This window comes from Streptomyces sp. NPDC059816 (genome assembly GCF_042732055.1).
Taxonomy (GTDB): Bacteria; Actinomycetota; Actinomycetes; order Streptomycetales; family Streptomycetaceae; genus Streptomyces.
Genome location: NZ_JBHWIQ010000024.1, coordinates 114,855 through 131,183, shown reverse-complemented (window position 1 = coordinate 131,183; position 16,329 = coordinate 114,855). Strand labels below are relative to the sequence as shown.

The 16,329-nt window shown below is 68.0% G+C and carries 13 protein-coding genes; all 13 read left to right on the top strand.

What is annotated here, in order from left to right:
• Positions 1–338 precede the first annotated feature (338 nt).
• The 13 genes from typA (at position 339) to ACFV88_RS27660 (ending at position 16,211) form a co-directional block, all read left to right on the top strand.
• The gene (gene typA, locus ACFV88_RS27720; protein WP_385494637.1) at positions 339–2,246 is read left to right on the top strand and encodes a translational GTPase TypA; all 1,908 of its coding nucleotides are present in this window, start codon (positions 339–341) and stop codon (positions 2,244–2,246) included.
• 685 nt (positions 2,247–2,931) lie between these two features.
• Positions 2,932–4,554, top strand: coding sequence for an ABC transporter substrate-binding protein (locus tag ACFV88_RS27715; protein WP_385494636.1), 1,623 nt, complete (start codon positions 2,932–2,934; stop codon positions 4,552–4,554).
• 153 nt (positions 4,555–4,707) lie between these two features.
• Complete coding sequence (locus ACFV88_RS27710; RefSeq protein ID WP_385494635.1) at positions 4,708–5,640, top strand: ABC transporter permease; 933 nt, start codon at positions 4,708–4,710, stop codon at positions 5,638–5,640.
• Positions 5,633–6,583: an ABC transporter permease gene (locus ACFV88_RS27705; protein WP_385494634.1), complete on the top strand. Its 951-nt coding sequence runs from the start codon at positions 5,633–5,635 to the stop codon at positions 6,581–6,583. Before ACFV88_RS27710 ends, ACFV88_RS27705 begins: the two co-directional genes overlap by 8 nt.
• An 11-nt stretch (positions 6,584–6,594) precedes the next feature.
• The gene (locus ACFV88_RS27700) at positions 6,595–7,653 is read left to right on the top strand and encodes an ABC transporter ATP-binding protein (protein ID WP_385494633.1); all 1,059 of its coding nucleotides are present in this window, start codon (positions 6,595–6,597) and stop codon (positions 7,651–7,653) included.
• Positions 7,646–8,806, top strand: a complete 1,161-nt coding sequence (locus ACFV88_RS27695) for an ABC transporter ATP-binding protein (RefSeq protein WP_385494632.1) — start codon at positions 7,646–7,648, stop codon at positions 8,804–8,806. Before ACFV88_RS27700 ends, ACFV88_RS27695 begins: the two co-directional genes overlap by 8 nt.
• 203 nt (positions 8,807–9,009) lie before the next feature.
• Positions 9,010–9,552, top strand: coding sequence for a SigE family RNA polymerase sigma factor (locus ACFV88_RS27690; RefSeq protein ID WP_385494631.1), 543 nt, complete (start codon positions 9,010–9,012; stop codon positions 9,550–9,552).
• Positions 9,549–10,169, top strand: coding sequence for a hypothetical protein (locus tag ACFV88_RS27685; RefSeq protein WP_385494630.1), 621 nt, complete (start codon positions 9,549–9,551; stop codon positions 10,167–10,169). Before ACFV88_RS27690 ends, ACFV88_RS27685 begins: the two co-directional genes overlap by 4 nt.
• Before the next feature lie 180 nt (positions 10,170–10,349).
• Positions 10,350–11,987 (top strand): ABC transporter substrate-binding protein, encoded by a 1,638-nt coding sequence (locus tag ACFV88_RS27680; protein ID WP_385494629.1) that lies wholly within the window; start codon positions 10,350–10,352, stop codon positions 11,985–11,987.
• Between the two features lie 84 nt (positions 11,988–12,071).
• On the top strand, positions 12,072–12,995 hold the full coding sequence (locus ACFV88_RS27675) for an ABC transporter permease (RefSeq protein WP_385494628.1): 924 nt from the start codon (positions 12,072–12,074) through the stop codon (positions 12,993–12,995).
• On the top strand, positions 12,988–13,965 hold the full coding sequence (locus tag ACFV88_RS27670) for an ABC transporter permease (protein WP_385494627.1): 978 nt from the start codon (positions 12,988–12,990) through the stop codon (positions 13,963–13,965). Before ACFV88_RS27675 ends, ACFV88_RS27670 begins: the two co-directional genes overlap by 8 nt.
• Positions 13,966–13,978: 13 nt before the next feature.
• Positions 13,979–14,953 carry an ABC transporter ATP-binding protein gene (locus tag ACFV88_RS27665; RefSeq protein WP_385494626.1) on the top strand — a complete coding sequence of 325 codons (975 nt, stop codon included), beginning with the start codon at positions 13,979–13,981 and terminating at the stop codon, positions 14,951–14,953.
• A complete protein-coding gene (locus ACFV88_RS27660; RefSeq protein ID WP_385494625.1) occupies positions 14,946–16,211 on the top strand; it encodes an ABC transporter ATP-binding protein in 1,266 nt (421 codons plus the stop codon). The genes ACFV88_RS27665 and ACFV88_RS27660 overlap by 8 nt, the downstream gene beginning before the upstream one ends.
• Positions 16,212–16,329: the final 118 nt, after the last annotated feature.

The window sequence follows — 16,329 nt, the reverse complement described above, 5'->3', positions numbered from 1 at the left end:
TTCATCCGGCCACCACCGAGATCAACACACCCAAAAACAACGCACCGGAAACATAAGATTATACTCAAATCTCTTGCCGCCCCGCGCACCAGCACTGCACTGTCGGACCACCCATTGGCCCCGGAATGCTCCCGGAATCGCCCCCGGACCAGCGGATTACCCCCAGATCCGCCTCCCCGCCCCGCGGGGTGGGTGGCCCCGTCCCCCATGCACCGCGGCGGCCACCCCCCGCGGGGCCACGTACGATGGGGTGAGGCCGTGGCGTGTCCAGCCCGGCAGGCGTCGTACAGCAAGTCGTACGAGTAGCCGTCCACTCACCCTGGGAGAAGCGCCGCACTATGGCTGTGACCGCAACACGTCACGACATCCGCAACGTCGCCATCGTCGCCCACGTCGACCACGGCAAGACCACCCTTGTCGATGCCATGCTCAAGCAGGCGGGCGCCTTCGCGGCCCACCAGCAGGTCGACGACCGGGTCATGGACTCGAACGACCTGGAGCGTGAGAAGGGCATCACGATCCTCGCCAAGAACACGGCGGTGAAGTACCACCCCAAGGACGGCGGCGAGCCGATCACGATCAACATCATCGACACCCCCGGCCACGCCGACTTCGGCGGTGAGGTCGAGCGCGGCCTCTCCATGGTCGACGGCGTCGTCCTCCTGGTCGACGCGTCCGAGGGCCCCCTCCCGCAGACCCGCTTCGTGCTGCGCAAGGCACTGAGCGCCCGGCTGCCGGTGATCCTCTGCATCAACAAGACCGACCGCCCGGACTCCCGGATCGACGAGGTCGTCAACGAGACGTACGACCTCTTCCTGGACCTCGACGCGGACGAGGAGCAGATCGAGTTCCCGATCGTCTACGCCTGCGCCCGGGACGGCATCGCCTCGCTGACCAAGCCGGAGAACGGCACGGTCCCCGCGGACAGCGACAGCCTGGAGCCGTTCTTCTCGGCGATCCTGGACACCATCCCGGCCCCCTCGTACGAGGAGGACGGCCCGCTCCAGGCCCACGTCACCAACCTGGACGCCGACAACTTCCTCGGCCGCATCGCGCTGCTCCGCGTCGAGCAGGGCGAGCTGCGCAAGGGCCAGACGGTCGCGTGGATCAAGCGCGACGGTTCGGTGTCCAACGTCCGCATCAGCGAGCTGATGATGACCGAGGCGCTGACCCGCAAGCCCGCCGAGGTGGCGGGTCCCGGCGACATCTGTGCGGTCGCGGGCATCCCGGACATCATGATCGGTGAGACGCTCGCCGACCCGGAGAACCCGGTGGCGCTCCCGCTGATCACGGTGGACGAGCCGGCGATCTCGATGACGATCGGTACGAACACCTCGCCGCTGGTGGGCCGGGGCGCGACCGGCAAGGGCGCCTCCACCTCCGTGGTCAAGGACCGCAAGGTCACCGCCCGGCTGGTCAAGGACCGCCTGGAGCGCGAGCTGGTCGGTAACGTCAGCCTGCGCGTGCTGCCGACCGAGCGCCCGGACGCCTGGGAGGTGCAGGGCCGCGGTGAGCTGGCGCTGGCGATCCTGGTGGAGACCATGCGCCGGGAGGGCTTCGAGCTGACGATCGGCAAGCCGCAGGTCGTCACCAGGGACGTCGACGGCAAGGTCCACGAGCCGATCGAGCGCATCACGATCGACGTGCCCGAGGAGCACATGGGAGCGGTCACGCAGCTCATGGGCACCCGCAAGGGCCGGATGGACAACATGTCGAACCACGGCTCCGGCTGGGTCCGCATGGAGTTCATCGTCCCGTCCCGCGGTCTGATCGGGTTCCGTACGGAGTTCCTGACCAACACCCGCGGCACCGGCATCGCCCACTCCATCCACGAGGGCCACGAGCCGTGGTTCGGCGAGCTGAAGACCCGCAACAACGGCTCGCTGGTCGCCGACCGCTCCGGTGCGGTCACCGCCTTCGCGATGACCAACCTCCAGGAGCGCGGCGTCCTGTTCATCGAGCCCGGCACCGAGGTGTACGAGGGCATGATCGTCGGCGAGAACTCCCGCGCCGACGACATGGACGTCAACATCACCAAGGAGAAGAAGCTCACCAACATGCGGTCGTCCACGGCCGACGTGTCGGAGTCGATCATCCCGCCGCGCAAGCTCTCGCTGGAGCAGTCGTTGGAGTTCTGCCGCGACGACGAGTGCGTCGAGGTGACCCCCGAGGCGGTGCGCATCCGCAAGGTGAACCTGGACGCCCGTGAGCGGGCCCGTGCGGCCAGCCGGGCCAAGCACGGCTGATCCACGGCCTCTTCCCGCACCTTCCGAAGGCCCCCCGCGTCCACGGGGGGCCTTCGGCGTGCCACCGCCCCCCGTCCGGGCGCTGGCATGTCAGGTGCATGGTGTACTACGGAGCGTGATCGGCCTCTCGACTGACCAGCGAGTCAGCACACGGTCACCCAACGCGGTTGCGGGGGTGCGGAGTTGTTCCCGTGTGCGATCGAATCCCTCGTACGAGGTGGGTCCGGGAGTGTGAGCGCGATGCCACCGGGGTACCGTTCTACGCGCGGGGACCCCACCTCTGCCTGCGAGCCGCTCTGCCCGATCGGGGGCGAGTGTTGCTTATCTCACCTCAGGCTCACCTGTGCAACTGGCTTTCCTCCCGAAGTTGTCCGAAATGCGGACAGTGTTGACCGATAGATATGTAACACGTCCGTTTCGCGACCATCTATATCGGATCGGTTTGTCCGGATTTTGGGAGAAGTAGATGACAGGTGTGATCTAACCGAGACCAAAAGGGTGTGGTCGGGCCGGACCCCATGGCTAATAGTTGACCGCGTAGAGCTCGGGTCAATGGGTCATGCGCTGTGGGGAGCGCCGACTCACGAGCACACTGGGGCACTCGATCTTCGCCGTCAGGGGTGTCGGCGTGATCGCGCGTGCCCCCTTTCGCAGTGAAACAAGTGGACTCATGAGGAGGAAACCCATGCGCGGTGCCAAGAGCGCCAAGTGGGTCGCCATAGCAGCGGTTGTGGCGCTGGGTGCTACCGCCTGTGGCGGCGGCGAGAGCGACAGTGGCAAGGGCGACGGCGGCAAGAAGGGCCCCGCCAACGCCAACGCCAAGTTCTCCGTGGAACTCGGCGAGCCGGAGAACCCGCTCCAGCCGGCCAACACCATGGAGTCCAACGGCAGCCTGGTGACCAGGGCCCTGTTCTCGCAGCTGGTGGGCTACGACTCCAAGGGCACCATCGAGATGGTCAACGCCGAGTCGGTGGAGACCAAGGACAACACGACCTACACGGTCAAGCTCAAGCCGGGCTGGAAGTTCCACGACGGCACCGCGGTCACCGCCGAGTCCTACGTCAAGGCGTGGAACTGGGCCGCGAACCCGAAGAACAAGCAGAAGAACAGCGCTTGGTTCTCGGACATCAAGGGCTACGACAAGGTCTCCACCTCGAAGGCGACCGAGCTGTCCGGCCTGAAGGTCGTCGACGAGACCTCCTTCACCATCGAGCTCTCCACCCCGCTCCCGTACTACGTGTACAAGCTGGGCTACGAGGTCTTCTCGCCGCTCCCCGAGTCCTTCTACGCGGACCCGGCCGCCGCGGGCCAGAAGCCGGTCGGCAACGGCCCGTACAAGTTCGTCAGCTGGCAGCACAAGAAGCAGATCGAGGTCGCCCGCAACGACGCGTACCAGGGTCCGGACAAGGCCAAGAACGGTGGTGTGATCTTCAAGAACTACACCAACCTGGAAACGGCCTACGAGGACCTGAAGTCGGGCAACGTCGACGTCCTGCGTCAGATCGCCCCGAAGGACCTGCCGGTCTACAAGCAGGACCTCGGTGACCGCGCGGTCGACTCGGCGAACTCCGCCATCCAGACGATCGCCCCGGCGTTCTACACCAAGCAGTTCAAGGACATCGACCCCAAGGTCATCAAGGGCCTGTCGATGGCGATCGACCGCGAGACGATCACCAAGACGGTGCTCCAGCAGACCCGTGAGCCGGCCACCGGTTGGGTCGCCCAGGGCGTGCTCGGCTTCCAGGAGAACGCCGCCGGCGAGGTCACGACCTACGACCCGAAGAAGGCCAAGGCCCTCATCGAAGAGGGCGGCGGCGTCCCGGGCAACAAGATCTCCATCCAGTTCAACGCGGACGGCGGTCACAAGGAGTGGGTCGAGGCCGTCTGCGGCTCGATCACCAAGGCGACGGGCGTCGCCTGCACCGGGGACTCCAAGGCCGACTTCCAGGCCGACCTCCAGGCGCGCGCCGCCGAGCAGGTCAAGTCGCTGTACCGCAGTGGCTGGAACCTGGACTTCCCGATGAACTCCAACTTCATCCGTGACCTCTACGCCACGGGTGCCGACGGCAACCAGAGCGGCTTCTCCAACAAGGAGATCGACAAGCTCATCAAGGAAGCCGACAGCGCCAAGACGCTGGAGGAGTCCACGAAGCTGTACCAGGAGATCGAGAAGAAGCTCGTGGAGTACATGCCGAGCATCCCGCTCTGGTACTACAAGGTCAACGCTGGTTACTCGGAGAACGTCAGCAACGTCAAGTACAACCAGAAGGGCGACCCCGTTCTGACGGACGTCCAGGTGACGAAGTAACCGCAAACAGCCCGTGACCCCCGGGGCCGGCCCACCAAGGGCCGGCCCCGCCGGGGACGGACGCGCGGCCGGGGGGCCCTTCTCCCGCGAACTCCAGCAGGTTCGCGGGGGCGGGGCCCGTACGGCTGCCGCTGTGACTGACATGGAGGCACGATGGGGCGATATGTCGCACGACGACTGCTCCAGATGATCCCGGTTTTCATCGGGACGACCCTGCTGATCTTCCTCATGGTCTACGCCCTGCCCGGTGACCCCGTGCGCGGGCTGTTCGGCGACAAGGGCGGCAGCGAGGCGACGATCGCCGCGCTGAGACGTGAGTACGGTCTGGACCAGCCGATCATGGTCCAGTACTTCAACTACATGAAGGACATGATCCTTCACGCCGACTTCGGCACGCAGATCGCCAGTGGCCGACCGGTCACCGACGTCCTGAGCGAGGCGTTCCCGGTGACGGTCCGGTTGGCCGCCGTCGCGTTCGTCATCGAGGTCATCGTCGGCATCGGACTCGGCATCGCCGCCGGCATGAAGGCCGGCAAGCTCACCGACACCGTGATCCTGCTGTTCACGATGCTGCTGATCTCCGTTCCGGTGTTCGTGCTCGGCTTCATCTTCAAGACGGTGTTCGCGTTCGAGCTGGGCTGGCTAGAGCCCAACGTCACGGACTCCACGAAGCTCAGCGAGCTGTTGATGCCGGCGATCGTGCTGGCCGCGATGTCCCTCGCCTACGTGGGACGGCTCACCCGTACGTCCATCGCGGAGAATCTGCGCGCGGACTACATCCGCACCGCCGTCGCCAAGGGCCTGCCCAAGCGGCGGGTCGTCGGCGTGCATCTGATGCGCAACTCGCTGATCCCCGTGGTCACCTTCCTCGGCACCGACATCGGTGCCCTGATGGGCGGCGCGGTCGTCACCGAGGGCCTCTTCAACATCCAGGGCGTGGGCGGCACGATCTTCGAGTCGATCCAGCGCCGCGAGGGCACGACCCTGGTCGGTCTGGTGACCGTCCTGGTCCTCGTCTACCTCGCCGCCAGCCTGATCGTCGACCTGCTCTACGCGGTCCTGGACCCGAGGATTCGCTATGCCTGACCTGACCAAGACCGCGGCCGACGCCGCCGTCCAGGACGCCGTGCCCGCGGTGGACCCGGCTCCGGAGCCCAAGGCGAAGGCGGAGAAGGCGCGCAGCCTGTGGGGCGACGCCTGGCAGGACCTGCGCCGCCGTCCGATCTTCATCATCTCCTCGGTGATGATCCTGATCCTGCTGACGATCACCGCGTTCCCGGGCTGGTTCACCAGTGCCAACCCCACGCTGGGCGATCTGCAGAACCACTTCCTCCAGAAGCCCCAGCTGAGCAAGGTCTTCTCACCGGAGTGGCTGGGTTATGACGCTCAGGGCCGCAGCGTCTATGCCCGGATGATCCACGGCACCCGTGCCTCGGTGCTCGTCGGACTCGGCACCGCCACGGTGGTGACCCTCTTCGGCGGCCTCGTGGGCATGCTCGCGGGGTACTTCGGCGGGGTCATCGACTCGATCCTGTCGCGCCTGACGGACGTCTTCTTCGGCATCCCGTTCCTGCTCGGCGCCATGGTCGTCCTGAACTCGTTCACGGACCGCACGGTCCTGATCGTCATCGGCGCCCTGGCGTTCCTGGGGTGGACCCAGACCGCACGCGTGATGCGCGGTTCGGTGATCACCATCAAGCAGGCCGACTACGTCCAGGCGGCCAAGGCGCTCGGCGCGGGTACCCGACGGATCCTCTTCCGTCACATCCTGCCCAACGCCGTCGCCCCGGTCATCGTCGTGGCGACCATCTCGCTGGGTGTGTACATCTCGGCGGAGGCGACGCTGTCGTACCTGGGCCTCGGCCTGAGCGGCGTCTCCTGGGGCACTGACATCTCCGCGGGCGGCAACCAGATCCGCGTGGCGCAGCACATCATGCTGTTCCCGTCGATCATGCTCAGCCTGACGGTGCTGTCGTTCATCATGCTCGGTGAGGCCGTCCGCAACGCCCTCGACCCGAAGACACGCTGAGGGAGGCGTACGTGACCACCATCGAGAAGACCGCACCGGTCCCGGGCCCCCGGGACTCCGCCGAACAGGGCGGGCCACTGCTGGACGTGCGGGACCTGCACGTCGAGTTCCACACGCGTGACGGCGTGGTCAAGGCCGTCAACGGCGTCAACTACACCGTCGACGCGGGCGAGACGCTGGCCGTGCTGGGCGAGTCCGGTTCCGGCAAGTCGGTGACCGCCCAGGCGATCATGGGCATCCTCGACATGCCCCCGGCGAAGATCCCGCAGGGCGAGATCCGTTTCCGCGGACAGGACATGCTCGCCATGTCCGCCGAGGCGCGCCGGAAGATCCGCGGCCAGAAGATCGCCATGATCTTCCAGGACGCGCTGTCCTCGCTGAACCCGGTCCTGTCCGTCGGCTACCAGCTCGGCGAGATGTTCCGCGTGCACCAGGGCGCCTCCAAGAAGGAAGCCAAGGCCAAGTCCATCGAACTGATGGACCGGGTGAAGATCCCCGCCGCCTCGTCCCGGGTGAGCGACTACCCGCACCAGTTCTCGGGCGGGATGCGTCAGCGGATCATGATCGCGATGGCGTTGGCCCTGGAGCCGGACCTGATCATCGCGGACGAGCCGACGACGGCGCTGGACGTGACGGTGCAGGCGCAGGTGATGGACCTGTTGGCGGAGCTCCAGCGCGAGTACAACATGGGCCTGATCCTGATCACGCACGACCTGGGCGTGGTCGCGGACGTCGCCGACAAGATCGCGGTGATGTACGCGGGCCGGATCGTCGAGACCGCACCCGTCCACGAGTTGTACAAGCGCCCCGCGCACCCGTACACCAAGGGACTGCTGGACTCGATCCCGCGCCTGGACCAGAAGGGCCAGGAGCTCTTCGCGATCAAGGGCCTGCCGCCCAACCTGCTGCACGTGCCGAGCGGCTGCGCGTTCAACCCGCGGTGCACCGCGGTGCAGGACGTCTGCCGGACGGACATCCCCGTGCTGCACCCGGTGACGGAACGCGAGGGCGGCGAGCTGCCCGGCCGTCGCAGCGCCTGTCACTTCTGGAAGGAGACGATCCATGGCTGACTCCCCGAAGCTCTCGAAGTCCGGCGAGCCGCAGGACGCCGCCATGCCCAACGTCTCCGAGGTCGAGGTGGTCGACGCCCGGTCCGAGGCCGAGGCGGTCGCCGCCGTCGAGGCCCCGGTCGAGCGCGGTGAGCCGATCCTCCAGGTCCGCGGACTGAAGAAGCACTTCCCGCTCACCCAGGGCATCCTGTTCAAGAAGCAGGTCGGCGCGGTGAAGGCCGTGGACGGGGTCGACTTCGACCTGTACCAGGGCGAGACGCTGGGCATCGTGGGCGAGTCCGGCTGCGGCAAGTCCACCGTGGCGAAGCTCCTGATGAGTCTGGAGCGGGCCACCGCGGGCGAGGTCTTCTACAAGGGTCAGGACATCACCAAGCTGTCCGGGCGGGCGTTGAAGGCGGTGCGGCGGAACATCCAGATGGTGTTCCAGGACCCGTACACCTCGTTGAACCCGCGGATGACGGTCGGTGACATCATCGGGGAGCCGTTCGACATCCATCCCGAGGTGGCGCCGAAGGGCGACCGTCGGCGTCGGGTGCAGGACCTGTTGGACGTGGTGGGTCTCAACCCGGAGTACATCAACCGGTATCCGCACCAGTTCTCCGGCGGTCAGCGCCAGCGCATCGGCATCGCCCGAGGGCTCGCGCTGAACCCGGAGATCATCATCTGCGACGAGCCCGTCTCGGCGTTGGACGTGTCGGTGCAGGCGCAGGTCATCAACCTGATGGAGAAGCTCCAGGACGAGTTCAACCTGTCCTACATCTTCATCGCGCACGACCTGTCGATCGTCCGGCACATCTCCGACCGCGTCGGCGTGATGTACCTCGGCAAGATCGCGGAGATCGGTACCGACACCGAGATCTACGAGCACCCGACCCACCCGTACACCCAGGCGCTGCTGTCGGCCGTGCCGGTGCCCGATCCGGAGGCCCGGCAGAACCGGGACCGGATCATCCTCACCGGGGACGTGCCCTCGCCGGCGAACCCGCCCTCCGGCTGCCGCTTCCGCACCCGTTGCTGGAAGGCCGAGGACCGCTGTGCGCAGGAGGTGCCCCTGCTGGCGATCCCCGAGCGGCTCCAGGGCACGGACAGCCTCGCCGCGCACGAGTCCGCGTGCCACTTCGCGGAGGAGAAGGACGTGGTCCACGCCGGCTAGCCCGGGTGGACGGCCACCGTCCCCGGACGGTGGCCGCATCCTTGCCGAAGCCCCCCGCTGACCACAGCGGGGGGCTTCGGCGTTCCCCGGTGCGGGTGCGGGTGCGGGTGCGTGGCAAGTCGTGCGTAACGTCCGGCGGTCCCCGGGCGTGCTTAAGGCAGGACGGCGGGAACGGCCGGCCACGGAGAGGGACGGGGGTGACGATGGCGACGACCTCAGCGGCGTCGGACGACTTCGACGTGTTCTACGCGGCCACGGTGAAGCGCCTGGTCGCCACGGTGTACGCGGTGACGGGTGACGTGGCGGAGGCGGAGGACGCGGTACAGGAGGCGTACGTCAGGGCGTGGCAGCGCTGGTCGAAGCTGCTCGCCGGTGGCGACCCCCTGCCGTGGGTGCGCCGGGTCGCGTTGCGTCTGGCGATCAGCACTTGGCGGCGCAAGCGCGGCCGGATACTGGCCCACTTCCGACACGGTCCGCCGCGGGACGTCCCGGAACCGACCGCGGACAGGGTCGCCCTGATGGCCGCGCTGCGGCAGTTGACCCCGCAGCAGCGGCAGGTCGTCGTGCTCCACCACCTGCTGGACCTCCCGGTCGAGCAGGTGGCGCAGGAGACCGGGGCGTCCAACGGTGCGGTGCGCACCCGACTGAGCCGGGCCCGCAAGATCCTCGGCGAACGTCTGAGCGATATGGAGGCGGAGACAGAGATGCGACACGAGTGGAGTGCTACGGGGGTGGTCGCGACATGACCAGGGTGGAAGAACTGTTGGAAGACGCGGTGCTGCGGATGCCCGCGGCGGAACAGGTTCGGGCCCGGGCGGCCCGCCGCCGCACCCGTCGGCTGACCGCCACCGGCGCGCTGGCGGCGGCCGCGGTCGGCCTGGCCGGCTGGAACTACTCCCCGGGAGGGGACGTCCAGGAGGCGGCCATACCGGTGGCCAGCGAGGACGCGGCGTCCTCCGTCGATCCCTCGAAGACGCGGTCGTCCAGCGCGCTGGTGCCGCCGACCAACCTGAGCAGCATGTCCGACCTGTGGCTCACGATGCAGTGCGACGAGACGAAGGCCGGTCCGGGCCCCAACCGTCACCACTCCCTGAGCACCAACAAGGACACGGACGGCACCGCTGTCGTCGTGGAGCGCGAGGCCCGCTACTCGACCGAGTGGGTGGCGCAGCAAGACCACAAGGACCTGCGCAGCGTGCTGGCCGCGTGCGGGCTGACCACCGAGGACGAGGTGACCGGCCCGAAGCGATCACCTCAGGCGCTGTATGAGGGTCGGGACGTGCAGGGCCGGAGCGTCACCGTCCTGGTCGCCCTCGACAAGACTCGACTGGAGGTCACCGAGACCGTCCGGGCGGCCCGGTAGCTCCGTCGGGAGCGACCGTACGTCGCCGGGGCCCATCGGGGGGTGGTGGGCCCCGGCCCGGCACGGTCGAGTCGTCCCACCCGGTGGGTACACCCACCCGGGTGGCTGAATATGCGAAATATCGGGAGTGAGGTGATATTTGGGCCTAAGTGACGAGCGAACCTGATGAGGAGGCACTCCATGCGTGGAGTCAGGCGCGCCCCATGGGTCGCGGCGGCGACCGCCGTCGTCCTGGGGGTGACGGCGACGGCCTGCGGGGGCGGCGGCGACAGCGGTGGCGGTGGCGGTGGCTCCGGGGTCGTGAGTTCCTCCTGGGGGGACCCGCAGAACCCGCTGGAGCCCGCCAACACCAACGAGGTACAGGGCGGCAAGGTCCTCGACATGATCTTCCGAGGTCTCAAGCGCTACAACGCCGACACGGGCGCCGCCGAGGACATGCTCGCCGAGAAGATCGACACCACCGACTCGCAGAACTTCACCATCACCGTCAAGGACGGCTGGAAGTTCAGCAACGGCGAGGACGTCACGTCCCAGTCCTTCGTGGACGCCTGGAACTACGGCGCGAGCCTGAAGAACAACCAGAAGAACGCCTACTTCTTCGGGTACATCGAGGGCTACGACAAGGTCCACCCGGACTCCGGCGGGCAGAGCGCCGACACCCTCTCGGGGCTGAAGGTCGTGGACCCCAAGACGTTCACGGTGAAGCTGAACCAGAAGTTCTCCACGTTCCCCGACACCCTCGGGTACGCCGCCTTCGCCCCCCTGCCCCGGGCGTTCTTCGACGACCACGCCGCCTGGCTCAGCAAGCCCGTCGGCAACGGCCCGTACGCCATCGAGTCCTACACCAACGGTTCGCAGATGTCCCTGCGGGCCTGGGCCGACTACCCGGGCTCCGACAAGGCGAAGAACGGCGGCATCGACCTCAAGGTCTACACCGACAACAACACCGCGTACACCGACCTGATCGCGGGGAACCTCGACCTGGTGGACGACATCCCGGCAGCCCAACTGGGCAACGTCGGTGCCGACCTCGGCGACCGGTACATCAACACCCCGGCCGGGATCATCCAGACCCTGGCGTTCCCCTTCTACGACTCGGCGTGGTCCGACTCGAAGGTCCTGAAGGTCCGCCAGGGCCTGTCCCGGGCCATCGACCGGAAGCAGATCACCGAAACGATCTTCCACAAGACCCGCACCCCCGCCACCGACTGGACCTCCCCCGTGCTCGGCAAGGACGGCGGCTTCCAGGACGGGCTCTGCGGTGACTCCTGCGACTACGACCCGGCGGCGGCCAAGAAGCTCGTCGAAGAGGGCGGCGGCCTCCCCGGCGGACAGGTGAAGATCTCGTACAACTCCGACACCGGCTCCCACAAGGAGTGGGTGGACGCCGTGTGCAACTCCATCAACAACGCGCTCGGCAACGACACGGCCTGCGTCGGCAACCCGATCGGGACCTTCGCCGACTTCCGCAACCAGATCACCGACCGGAAGATGTCCGGCCCCTTCCGCGCCGGCTGGCAGATGGACTACCCGCTCATCCAGAACTTCCTCCAGCCGCTGTACTACACCAACGCCTCCTCCAACGACGGCCAGTGGTCCAACAAGGACTTCGACAAGCTCGTCGACCAGGCCAACGCCGAAACGGACCAGGCCAAGGCCGTCGGCCTGTTCCAACAGGCCGAAGGGGTCGTCCGGGACAACATGGCCGCCATCCCGCTCTGGTACCAGAACGGCAGCGCCGGCTACTCCCAGCAGATCTCCCACGTGAAGCTCAACCAGTTCAGCGTGCCCGTCTACAACGAGATCGAGGTCAGCTGACGCCGGCGCCCGGCCACCGGTCCCGCCCGCCCCGCGCGGCGCGCCGGGACCCCACCCCGGACACCACGACCCCTGGAGCCGTTCATGGGACGTTATGTGATCCGGCGTCTGCTGCAGATGATCCCCGTCTTCATCGGCGCCACCCTGCTGATCTTCCTGATGGTCAACGTGATGGGCGACCCCATCGCCGGCCTGTGCGGACAGCGCGCCTGCGATGCGGCGACAGCCGCCCAGCTCAAGAAGGAGTTCGGCCTCGACAAACCCGTGGTGCAGCAGTACCTCACCTACATGGGCAACGTCTTCACCGGCGACTTCGGCACCGCCTTCAACGGACAGCCCGTCACCGACCTCATGGCGTCGGCGTTCCCGGTGACCATCCGGCTGACGATCGTCGCGATCTTCTTCGAGATCGTCATCGGCATCACCCTCGGGGTGCTCACCGGGCTCCAGCGGGGCCGCCCCTTCGACACCGGGGTCCTGGTGCTCACCCTCATCGTGATCTCCGTCCCCACCTTCGTCACGGGCCTGCTGCTCCAACTGCTCCTCGGGGTCGAGTGGGGCTGGATCCGCCCCTCGGTCTCCCCCGAGGCACCCTTCGACGAGCTGATCGTGCCCGGCCTGGTCCTCGCCTCGGTGTCCCTCGCGTACGTCACCCGGCTGACCCGGACCACCATCGCGGAGAACCGCCGCGCCGACTACGTCCGCACCGCCGTCGCCAAGGGGCTGCCCCGGCACCGGGTGGTCACCCGGCACCTGCTGCGCAACTCGCTCATCCCGGTGGTCACCTTCATCGGCACCGACATCGGGGCCCTCATGGGCGGCGCCATCGTCACCGAGCGCATCTTCAACATCCACGGCGTGGGCTACCAGCTCTACCAGGGCATCCTCCGCCAGAGCACCCAGACCGTCGTCGGCTTCGTGACCGTCCTCGTCCTCGTCTTCCTGGTGGCCAACCTGGTCGTGGACCTGCTCTACGCCGTACTCGACCCGAGGATCCGCTATGCCTGAGCAACTGCCCGACGACGGCGCCATCGCCTCGACCGGCGCGGGCGGGGCGATGGACCTCGCCACCGCGGAGGGCGAGACGCTGGAGCGCACCCCGGGCGGGCCCCTCGGCACCGGACCCGCCGCCAAACCCCGCTCCCTGTGGTCCGACGCCTGGCACGACCTACGGCGCAACCCGGTCTTCCTGCTCTCCGCACTGTTCATCCTCTTCCTCGTCTTCATCTCCCTGTGGCCCGGCGCCATCGCCTCCGGCAACCCCCTCAACTGCAATCTGGCCGACGCGCAGAAGGGCTCCTCGCCCGGCCACCCCTTCGGCTTCAACGGCCAGGGCTGCGACGTCTACACCCGGACCGTCTACGGGGCCCGCACCTCCGTCACCGTCGGCGTCTGCGCCACGCTCGGGGTCGCCCTGCTCGGCTCCACCCTCGGCGGCCTCGCCGGGTTCTTCGGCGGCGCACCCGACGCCCTGCTGTCCCGGCTCACCGACGTGTTCTTCGCGATCCCCGTCGTCCTCGGCGGGCTGGTGCTGCTGTCCGTGGTCACCAGCAACACCGTCTGGCCCGTCATCGGCTTCATGATCCTGCTGGGCTGGCCGCAGATCTCCCGGATCGCCCGCGGCTCGGTCATCACTGCCAAACAGAACGACTACGTCCAGGCCGCCCGCGCCCTCGGCGCCTCCAACACCCGCATGCTGCTGCGCCACATCGCCCCCAACGCCATCGCCCCGGTCATCGTCGTCGCGACCATCGCACTCGGCACGTACATCGCCCTGGAGGCCACCCTGTCCTACCTCGGCGTCGGACTGAAACCGCCCACCGTCTCCTGGGGCATCGACATCTCCTCCGCCTCCCCCTACGTCCGCAACGCCCCGCACGCGCTGCTGTGGCCCTCCGGGGCGCTGGCCGTCACCGTGCTCGCGTTCATCACCCTCGGCGACGCGGTCCGCGACGCCCTCGACCCCAAGCTGCGCTGAGGAGGCCACCGCGATGCTGCTCGAGGTACGCGATCTGCGGGTGGAGTTCCGGACCAGGGACGGAGTCGCCCGGGCCGTCAACGGCGTCAGCTACACCGTCGACGCGGGCGAGACGCTGGCCGTGCTGGGGGAGTCCGGTTCCGGCAAGTCGGTGACCGCCCAGGCGATCATGGGCATCCTCGACACCCCGCCCGGGCGGATCACCGGCGGTGAGGTCCTGTTCCGGGGGCGGGACCTGCTGAAGCTCAAGGAGGACGCCCGTCGGAAGATCCGCGGCGCCGACATGGCCATGATCTTCCAGGACGCGCTGTCCTCGCTGAACCCGGTCCTGACGGTGGGCGACCAACTCGGCGAGATGTACCGCGTGCACCGGGGACTCTCCCGCAAGGCCGCCCGCGCCAAGGCCGTCGAACTGATGGACCGGGTCCGCATCCCGGCCGCCGCGGAACGCGTGAACCAGTACCCGCACCAGTTCTCGGGCGGGATGCGTCAGCGGATCATGATCGCGATGGCGTTGGCCCTGGAGCCGGACCTGATCATCGCGGACGAGCCGACGACGGCGCTGGACGTGACGGTGCAGGCCCAGGTGATGGACCTGCTGGCCGACCTCCAGCGCGAGTACAACATGGGCCTGATCCTGATCACGCACGACCTGGGCGTGGTCGCGGACGTCGCCGACAAGATCGCGGTGATGTACGCGGGCCGGATCGTCGAGACCGCACCCGTCCACGACATCTACAAGGCCCCCGCCCACCCGTACACCAAGGGACTGCTCGAATCGATCCCGCGCCTGGACCAGAAGGGCCGGGAGCTCTTCGCCATCAAGGGGCTGCCCCCGAACCTCGCGCACATCCCGTCCGGTTGCGCCTTCCATCCGCGCTGCCCGATGGCCCAGGACGTGTGCCGCACCGACGTACCACCGCTGGCCGAGGTGTCCGACAAGCGCCGCAGCGCCTGCCACTTCTGGAGGGAGACGCTCCATGGCTGACGCCCAGGTCCCGGCCCCGTCCCCGGCGTCCGACCCGTCCGCAGCGTCCGCCCCGTCCGCCCCGTCCGACGAGGAGCGCGTCGAGGTGCTGGAGGCGCCGGTGGCCCGGGGGGAGCCGATCCTCGAAGTGCGCGGACTCTTCAAGCACTTCCCGCTCACCCGGGGCATCCTGTTCAAGAAGCAGGTCGGCGCGGTGAAGGCGGTCGACGGGGTCGACTTCGACCTGTACCAGGGCGAGACGCTGGGCATCGTGGGCGAGTCCGGCTGCGGCAAGTCCACCGTCGCCAAGACCCTCGTGCACCTGGAACGCCCCACGGCCGGGGTGATCAAGTACAAGGGTCAGGACATCACCAAGCTGTCCGGGCGGGCGTTGAAGGCGGTGCGGCGGAACATTCAGATGGTGTTCCAGGACCCGTACACCTCGTTGAACCCGCGGATGACGGTCGGCGACATCATCGGGGAGCCGTTCGACATCCATCCCGAGGTGGCGCCGAAGGGCGACCGCCGGCGTCGGGTGCAGGACCTGCTGGACGTGGTGGGTCTCAACCCGGAGTACATCAACCGGTACCCGCACCAGTTCTCCGGCGGTCAGCGCCAGCGCATCGGCATCGCCCGAGGCCTCGCCCTCAACCCGGAGATCATCATCGCCGACGAGCCCGTCTCGGCGCTGGACGTGTCGGTGCAGGCGCAGGTCATCAACCTGATGGAGAAGCTCCAGGACGAGTTCAACCTGTCCTACATCTTCATCGCGCACGACCTGTCGATCGTCCGGCACATCTCCGACCGCGTCGGCGTGATGTACCTCGGCAAGATCGTCGAGCTGGGCACCGGCACCGAGATCTACGAGCACCCGACCCACCCCTACACCCAGGCGCTGCTGTCCGCCGTGCCCGTCCCCGACCCGGAGGCCCGCGAGCACCGCGAACGCCTGATCCTCACCGGGGACGTGCCCTCACCGGCGAACCCGCCCTCCGGCTGCCGCTTCCGCACCCGTTGCTGGAAGGCCCAGGAGAGGTGCGCACTGGAGGTGCCGCTGCTGGCGGTGCCCGCCGAGTTCCGGTACGTCGAGGGGCCCGCCGCGCACGCCTCCGCCTGCCACTTCGCCGAGGAGAAACAGGTGGTCCCCCCGGAAGCCCCCGCGCCCCCCGAACACCCGGAGCCACCCGCGCCCCCCGAACACCCGGAGCCACCTGCGACCCCCGAGCCGCCGGAGCCACCTGAGCCTCCCGAGCCGCCGGGGTCGACGGAGGGTCGTTAACACCTCGGCAACCCACCCGCCACGATCCCGATATACGCGCGCGGCACGCTCGTGGACGTACGGCCGTGCGGGTGCCGTAGGCCGGCCGGAGGCACACCGCGTGGCCCCGGCCGGCCGC